The sequence below is a fragment of the Vibrio genomosp. F10 str. 9ZD137 genome (assembly GCF_049974785.1).
In the GTDB taxonomy this organism is placed as follows: Bacteria; Pseudomonadota; Gammaproteobacteria; order Enterobacterales; family Vibrionaceae; genus Vibrio.
This window is the reverse complement of sequence record NZ_JBNGCJ010000217.1, coordinates 1-7,428: the sequence shown is the minus strand read 5'-3', so window position 1 is coordinate 7,428 and position 7,428 is coordinate 1. Positions and strand designations below refer to the sequence as shown.

8 protein-coding genes and 1 riboswitch are annotated in these 7,428 nt (G+C 42.1%); of the genes, 5 read left to right on the top strand and 3 right to left on the bottom strand.

The window, feature by feature from the left end; all coding sequences use genetic code 11:
• Positions 1-275 (bottom strand): FAD-dependent oxidoreductase (locus ACP45E_RS03030; protein ID WP_141707205.1); only part of this gene is annotated, 275 nt, incomplete at its 3' end.
• 309 nt (positions 276-584) lie between these two features.
• On the opposite strand from ACP45E_RS03030, the gene fabR reads away from it, so the two are divergent.
• Entirely contained in the window at positions 585-1,226 is a 642-nt protein-coding gene (fabR, locus tag ACP45E_RS03025) for an HTH-type transcriptional repressor FabR (RefSeq protein WP_017036875.1), read from the top strand.
• Complete coding sequence (locus tag ACP45E_RS03020) at positions 1,226-1,615, top strand: YijD family membrane protein (RefSeq protein ID WP_017036876.1); 390 nt, start codon at positions 1,226-1,228, stop codon at positions 1,613-1,615. Before fabR ends, ACP45E_RS03020 begins: the two co-directional genes overlap by 1 nt.
• A gap of 106 nt (positions 1,616-1,721) precedes the next feature.
• On the opposite strand, the gene trmA is transcribed toward ACP45E_RS03020, so the two are convergent.
• Positions 1,722-2,831, bottom strand: coding sequence for a tRNA (uridine(54)-C5)-methyltransferase TrmA (gene trmA, locus ACP45E_RS03015; RefSeq protein ID WP_026026693.1), 1,110 nt, complete (start codon positions 2,829-2,831; stop codon positions 1,722-1,724).
• Between the two features lie 157 nt (positions 2,832-2,988).
• Positions 2,989-3,189, top strand: a riboswitch (cobalamin riboswitch).
• Positions 3,190-3,244: 55 nt separating this feature from the next.
• Here trmA and ACP45E_RS03010 point away from each other — a divergent pair.
• The 3 genes from ACP45E_RS03010 to murI are packed head-to-tail and all read left to right on the top strand — an operon-like array spanning position 3,245 to position 6,627.
• On the top strand, positions 3,245-5,062 hold the full coding sequence (locus tag ACP45E_RS03010) for a TonB-dependent receptor domain-containing protein (RefSeq protein ID WP_017036878.1): 1,818 nt from the start codon (positions 3,245-3,247) through the stop codon (positions 5,060-5,062).
• A 47-nt stretch (positions 5,063-5,109) separates the two neighbouring features.
• Positions 5,110-5,796 (top strand): hypothetical protein, encoded by a 687-nt coding sequence (locus ACP45E_RS03005; RefSeq protein ID WP_017038494.1) that lies wholly within the window; start codon positions 5,110-5,112, stop codon positions 5,794-5,796.
• Between the two features lie 30 nt (positions 5,797-5,826).
• Complete coding sequence (murI, locus tag ACP45E_RS03000) at positions 5,827-6,627, top strand: glutamate racemase (protein WP_017036880.1); 801 nt, start codon at positions 5,827-5,829, stop codon at positions 6,625-6,627.
• Here murI and ACP45E_RS02995 read toward each other — a convergent pair.
• Entirely contained in the window at positions 6,590-7,042 is a 453-nt protein-coding gene (locus ACP45E_RS02995) for an RNA recognition motif domain-containing protein (protein ID WP_017036881.1), read from the bottom strand. The genes murI and ACP45E_RS02995 overlap by 38 nt on opposite strands.
• Positions 7,043-7,428 lie beyond the last annotated feature (386 nt).

Here is a 7,428-nt window from a genome sequence, read left to right as displayed (position 1 = left end):
GAACCGCTATTCCGATCTATATTAGAGAAGGTCGAATGAATGCTGCTGTTGTTGTGGCAAAAGAGTGGATTACTATTGAACTCAATAATACGACTTACGGCATGTCGAAGGGCTTTAGATGGGATGGTTCCCCAGTGTGTACAACCCCCACCGACACTGCTCTCTTTTTCTATGATAGCGACATTGAGCCCCGCTTTAGTTAATCCCATAGCTGCACCTTCACCACCAGGGCCACTACCGATAACAATTACATCAAAGTGGTTGCTCTGCGTCATAGATCTCTTCCTTGTTATATTTTTTTACATTGCTGTAGCGAGATTTTAACGCATATTACAGATAGGTAAATATATTCGATACTAGAGGGTCGAAGAGATCACGGACGTAGATCTAAAAACAGCATGAGAATGGCGTCGCTTATACACTTTATTTTATAAGATGCCCTACGAGGTTATTGATACTCAGAGGTTTATGAGTAAGGATACCTTTCCTGGCGACGTAAGATTTTAGTTGAATATTGGGTTTATGAGTAACGTCGCTTCGCGTTATAGTAAGGTGGATAAGATAATGACCAAAGTAGTCCAATCATGAAATCGCTAGGAATTCGCGCACAGCAAAAAGAGAAAACTCGCCGATCACTGATTGACGCGGCATTCAGTCAGTTGAGTGCAGATAGAAGTTTTTCTAATTTAAGTTTAAGAGAAGTTGCTCGAGAAGCCGGTATCGCGCCTACGTCCTTTTATCGTCATTTTAAAGATATGGATGAGTTAGGCTTAACCATGGTCGATGAGGGCGGCTTGTTGCTCCGTCAGTTGATGCGACAAGCTCGTCAGCGGATTGCAACCGAAGGAAGCGTGATTCGCACTTCGGTTGAAACATTTATGGAATTTATTGAAAGTAGCCCCAATGTTTTTCGTTTATTATTAAGAGAGCGTTCGGGAACATCTTTTGATTTTCGTACTGCCGTTGCCAGAGAAATTGAACATTTCGCGGCAGAGCTAACCGAATATTTAACCAGTACTGGAATGAGCAAAGAAGAAGCACAGACTCAAGCGCAAGCATCGGTGACGTTGGTCTTTAGCTCCGGTGCTGAAGTGCTGGATTTGTCGGCACGTGAACGAGATGAGCTTGCTGAACGTTTGATTATGCAGCTAAGAATGATTGCAAAAGGGGCATTCTGGTATCGCAAAGAGCGAGAGAGAAAGCGAACAAAAAGCAGGGAGGATTAATGTCAAATTCAGAAAATGGAATGGAGCCGGGTGTTCACTTAGACCGCGGCTCAGAACGAAAAACGTTAGTATTAGCGCTGGTTGCAGGCATGTGCGGTGATGCATTGTTGTCTTGGATGACGATGAGCGAAGTGAGCTTTTCTATTTTCCCGATCATTGCGCTCGTATTATCGGTACAGGCACTCTATCAAGAATATCTGCGCCACCCAGTCTCAGAAGATATCCCATTGGTCGGTTTAGCGTGTTTCTTTGTGGGTGGGTTTGGTCACTCTGCCTTTGTGAAAGCACAGCACCCAGATGCCGGTTCTAACTTGTTTGCCATTGTCGTGGTGATGTTACTCATGCTTTGGATAGGTAAAAAACTGGGCTTTATTGGTAAGCCAACTTAGATTTTTAGACAGAAGTTTTTAGACTTATATTTGAGAATTATAAAAAACGAGCCAAACGGCTCGTTTTTTATATCAGGCGAAAACCCGCCGGATCCATGAACGGAATCTATGCTTTGCGTTCCAGCAACACACCCGCTTCCATGTGGTGGGTGTAAGGAAACTGATCGAACAGAGCAAAACGCGTCACGTTATGTGTTTGGCTAAGAATATCGAGATTCTCTTTTAAGGTTTCTGGGTTACATGAGATATAAAGGATACGCTCATAGCCTTGCACCATTTTACACGTATCAACATCCATCCCTGAACGAGGGGGATCAACGAAGATGGTATTGCAGTTATAGCTACTGAGATCGACGTTGGCTTGTTTTAAACGACGAAACTCGCGTTTACCTTGCATAGCTTCTGTAAAATCTTCGGCTGACATGCGAATGATTTGCACATTATCGATGTCATTTGCGGCAATGTTGTATTGAGCAGAGACAACCGAAGGCATAGCAAGCTCGGTTGCAAGAACACGCTCAAAGTTTTTAGCAAGAGCCAGTGAGAAGTTACCGTTACCACAATAAAGTTCGAGAAGATCGCCGTGACTGTCTTGGGTGCAGTCTGTCGCCCATTCCAACATTTTCTCAGCGACCTTTCCGTTAGGCTGAGTGAAACTGTTTTCAACCTGTTGGTAAATATAACTTTGGCCGTTTACATCGAGCTTCTCGATAACATAATCGCGATCTAATACGATTTTCATCTTACGAGCTCGGCCGATAAGGTTGAGATTAAACCCTTCATCATTCAAACGTTGCTTGAGTGCTTTGGCTTGTTCTGTCCAAGCATCATCGAGTTGACGGTGGTAGAGCAGTGAAACCAACATTTCACCGCTGAGTGTTGAAAGAAAGTCCACCTGAAATAACTTATGACGAAGCGCTTCATTTCCTTTCATAGCATCAATCAGCAAAGGCATTAAATCATTGATTAAGCGACTGGCTGCGGGAAATTGATCAACGCGATATTTTTCCTTGGTTTCTTGATTGAACATCACGTAGTACATGTCTTCGCCTTGGTGCCAAACACGAAACTCTGCGCGCATACGGTAGTGTTGATCCGGTGACTCAAAGACTTCCAGATCAGGTACGTTATACGGTGCAAACATTTGGGTAAGACGTTCTGTCTTTTCGGCCAATTGTTGTTGATAGTGTTCAGGGTTTACATCAAGACTCGCCATGGTATTGCCTTTATCGGTACGGTGCATTCTAAGAAAGAGCGCAGATTTTATTCAATCTAAACCACATGTCCAGTGATGAATGAGCCTTGTGGTGTTTATAGTCCATAAAACTATAGCTTATGGTTATCTTTATCTAGACAAAACTCAGAGAGACGAATAATATCCTCACCGAACTGGTGCCATTTAGATGTATAGATGGCTGAAAAGGGAATCTGGTGTAAATCCAGAACTGACGCGCAGCGGTAAAAGAGAACGAAGGCTCATCAGACACTGTACTAGAAAGTATGGGAAGTCGAGTACTAGGCGGTGAAAACCATGCTCTTAAGTCCGAATACCTGCCAGTAGCCGAGAAACACATTTGATAATGATATCAATGCTCGGAAGGATTTTCGCGATTTAGGACAAACAACATAATGAACAAATCTATTCTAGCGATCGCTGTAGCATCGCTAACCACGCACGCCTCTCTTTCTTATGCAGAACAACAAGTCGATGAGACCATGGTTGTGACGGCAAACCGTTTTGAGCAGCCACTAAGCGATGTTATCGCATCGACAACCGTGATTTCGAAACAAGAAATTGAAGTCACTCAAGCCAAATCCTTAGTCGATGTTCTTAAAAGAGTTCCAGGGATTGAGGTTTCTCAAAATGGTGGGCGTGGCCACAATGCCTCAGTCTTTATGAGAGGTTACAACAGTGACCAGGTTCTTTTTCTCATCGATGGGATTCGAATCGATTCTGCTGCTGGTGGCATTAGTTTTAATCATATCCCTGTAGGAATTATCGAAAGGGTTGAAGTTATTCGCGGTTCTGGTGGAGCGCTTTATGGGTCAGACGCTATTGCTGGTGTGATTAACGTTATTACGGCTTCGGGTGACACTTCGGAATCGACAACAGTTTCTGTTGGTGCAGGCAGTGATGCTCAAAAAGAAGCGAACTTTGCTACAACTAGAACGTTTGCTCATGGCGGTACATTAAAGTTAGCGGGTGGCTTTGAAGAAACGGATGGTTATGACATTAAGGATCCAGCAACCGATTTGAATTATGGCTATGAAAGTCAAAATTTATTCGCTGCTTATTCTCAAGATATTAATGAACAATTGACCGGCACAGCATCAGTGCGTTGGTACGACAGCTTAGCTGAGTATGACTCATTCGGTAAAAAGTATGGCTACACTGAAAATTTGAGCATTACTGGTGAGTTAGCGTATGTAGGCAACAGCTTAAATTCAATACTAAGAGCAAATCAGCAATCCATTGAAAGTCTTGATTATTCCCAAGCTGATGGGAAAGATAATGCGAGTAGTAAAAAGACAATAGATCTCACTAATCTACAATTCTTAAATCAATACGATATTTCTGAAAATGTTTCAATAGGCGCTGGTGCTGATTGGCGAAGAGAAAAGTTAAATGATGATGCTTTATCCTACGGTTCACCAGATAAACTAGCGGGAGAATCTAGGGATACAACGGGCGCGTATGCTTCTACTGATATGAATTTTGGTGATCTCCACCTAGCAGGTAGCGTTCGTAATGATAAACATGACACCTATGATAATCACACCACTTGGTCAATCGGAGCGCGTTACCATTTAACGTCTGCTCATTCAGTTAGGGCGACGGCTGGTACATCATTCAAAGCCCCGAGTTACTCTGATTTGACAACGAACCCTGATTTGAAACCGGAAGAAGCGAATAATCGAGAAATTGGATACACAGGCGATTTCGATATCTTCAGTCTAGACGTTACAGCATATGATAATGAAGTCGATAATCTTATTATTTGGTATCAAGGTAGCCCTTGGTGGTACCCACAAAATGTGGATGCTGAATTACAAGGCCTAGAGATTACCGGTCGTTTTCAAACATGGATCGTTAATCATACTGTAACCGCGGAATTTAAAGATCATAAAGATTCAAAAGGTAATAAGTTAGCAAAGCGCGCAGATCAAAATTACAAGTGGTTAATGGATGCTTCTTACCAAGATTTCGATGTGAATTTAATTTATACCTATACAGGGGATAGGTTGGGCAACCCTAATGAAACGTACAGCCCAGAAAATATTTTACCGTCCGTCAGTCTATGGGATGTATCACTAGGGTATTGGATTTCATCTGAGCTAGTGATCCGTGGCCGTATTGATAACTTAACGAATGAGAAGTACCAAACTAGTTTGGGTTACAATGCCCCAGAACGCAGATACTTCGCAAACCTAACGTATCAATTCTAAATGCTTAAGCCGCCTTCGGGCGGTTTTTTATTGCTGGGTAACTTCATATGAAAAAGAACGTAGTCATAAGCTGGTCGAGCGGAAAGGATTCAACACTGACTTTATTACGCCTTCTAGAAAATCCTAAGTATCAAGTTGTTGCCTTATATACAACTCATGTAAATAACGACGTTCCGTTTCAGGCAACACCTCTAGATGTTGTCCAAATGCAGGCAGATTTAATCGGTTTGCCATTAATTACTATCGAGCTGCCTTGCGTATTTCCTAGCAACGACATTTACCAAAGTACGGTGATTAATGGCCTAAAAGAATCCAAACTGTCGATCGAGGCAGTCGCCTTTGGTGATATGTTCTGTAATGGTATTGCGGAATACCGCAGAAGTTATATAGAACCACAAGGATGGCAATGTGTTTTCCCATTAATGGGGGATTCATCTCAATCACTGGCTCAAGAAATTATTCAAAGAAACATAGTAACGTCGTTAATCACGATTGATGGCGAGCGTCTTTCTAGAGATTTTTGCGGGCGAATCTATAACGAAACGTTTTTGGAAGATTTACCTCAAAGCATCGATCCTTGTGGTGAAAATGGGGAGTTCCATACATTAGTCACAGAGGCGCCCTGCTTTAGCGGAAGAATTGAGCTCGAATTGCAACACATTGATCACGATGAGCGATTCAGCTATCAAAGGTATAACGCAATCGCATTGCCAAATCGGAAAGAGCAGGTATGATCATCGGGTTCGAATTTAGGAATCTATCGTGTGTTGAATCAAAACCATCCTGCAGTCCTTATTTTTGATTCCGGTGTTGGCGGGCTATCTGTCTATCAAGAAATCAAAACTCTCTTGCCACAAGTAAATTGTACGTATCTTTTTGACAATGAGGCTTATCCCTATGGGGAGCTCACTCAAGAGGTACTCATTGAGAGAGTCGACACGCTGATATCGAACTTTGTAGAAAACCACCATGTCGATGCGGTTGTTATCGCTTGCAACACAGCAAGCACCATCGTCCTACCCGCATTAAGAAAAAAATTAGTAATTCCCGTCGTTGGCGTCGTTCCGGCCATTAAACCAGCTTCCTTATTGGCGAAAAAAGCAGTAGGGCTTATTGCTACACCTGCAACCATTACTCGCGAATATACAAAGGACCTTGTTCGAAGCTTTTCAAGTGACACTCGTGTTGAGATGTTAGGTTCCACGTTACTGGTGGAAATGGCAGAAACAAAACTCAGAGGAAAAGAAGTCAATTTGGAGGCGTTGGCGCAAATCATTGCCCCACTCATTGGGCATATCGATGTGGCTGTTCTAGGCTGCACCCATTTTCCTCTGATTAAGCAGGAAATAGCCCAAGTGCTAGGTAATAGCGTTATCTTAGTGGATTCAGGAGAAGCTATTGCTAGAAGGTTGAAGTCACTGTTGAATGTAGAAACTGGAAATAGCTATGAAGGTCAGCAAGAGGTTTGGAGTAGTGCGCCGCCATTAGATGAAAGCGCACTAAATACTGCATTAAAAGAACTTGGGTTTAGTCCTGTCCAATGTCTTCGTTTTCAGGGTGTTTAGGATCGTTTGCTACTCTGACTTTCAAAGTACGTTGCATGTAATCTTGGTCGTTGAGTGCGTCGATAGTTGAATTAACATCGCTTGATGCCACAACCACAAAACCAAACCCTCGGCGTTTACCCGTGCGCTTGTCTTTCATTAGGCGTACGGCAAAAACCTCACCATGCTTAGAAAAAAGTTCCCTAACATGTGCTTCATTTGCTTTATAAGGTAAGTTGCCTACATAAAGAGTTTGTGTTGAAGGAGAAGAAGTTTCAGAAATTTCCGTGTCAGTGTTAGAAGGTTTAAAGATAAGAGCAGAAGCACAAACACCGATAAGGAAGGCGAATATAGATGGAATATCTACTAGATAAAGGATGACAGAGCCAATAACTGCAACGGCGACTACCATTAAGATCGATTTATTAGAGTTCATATTGAATACTACATTTCAATTAATAAGAGAGAGTTACGTCTATCGTTAACAAAATAGACACATGAATCTTACGTACATGTGTTGAATTTTACCAATATAATGATGTGACATGACTCAAATGTTGAAATTTTATTCAATATTAGTGAGGCTGGTGGCTTTTTAAGCGAACGAATTTTATTTTATAAAAAAACCTTGTCATAAAATTAATCCTCTCTATAATGCCGCCTCACTGACACGGAATGAGAGAAACATCACATCGAGTGCTCAGTAGAGGAAAAGAGTTTGAAATTAACTCTTGACTCCAAAGATTCAAAGCGTATTATACGCACCCCTAGCTACTGACGGAAACGAACGAAAGCTAGACGCTCTTTAACAATTTAAACCTA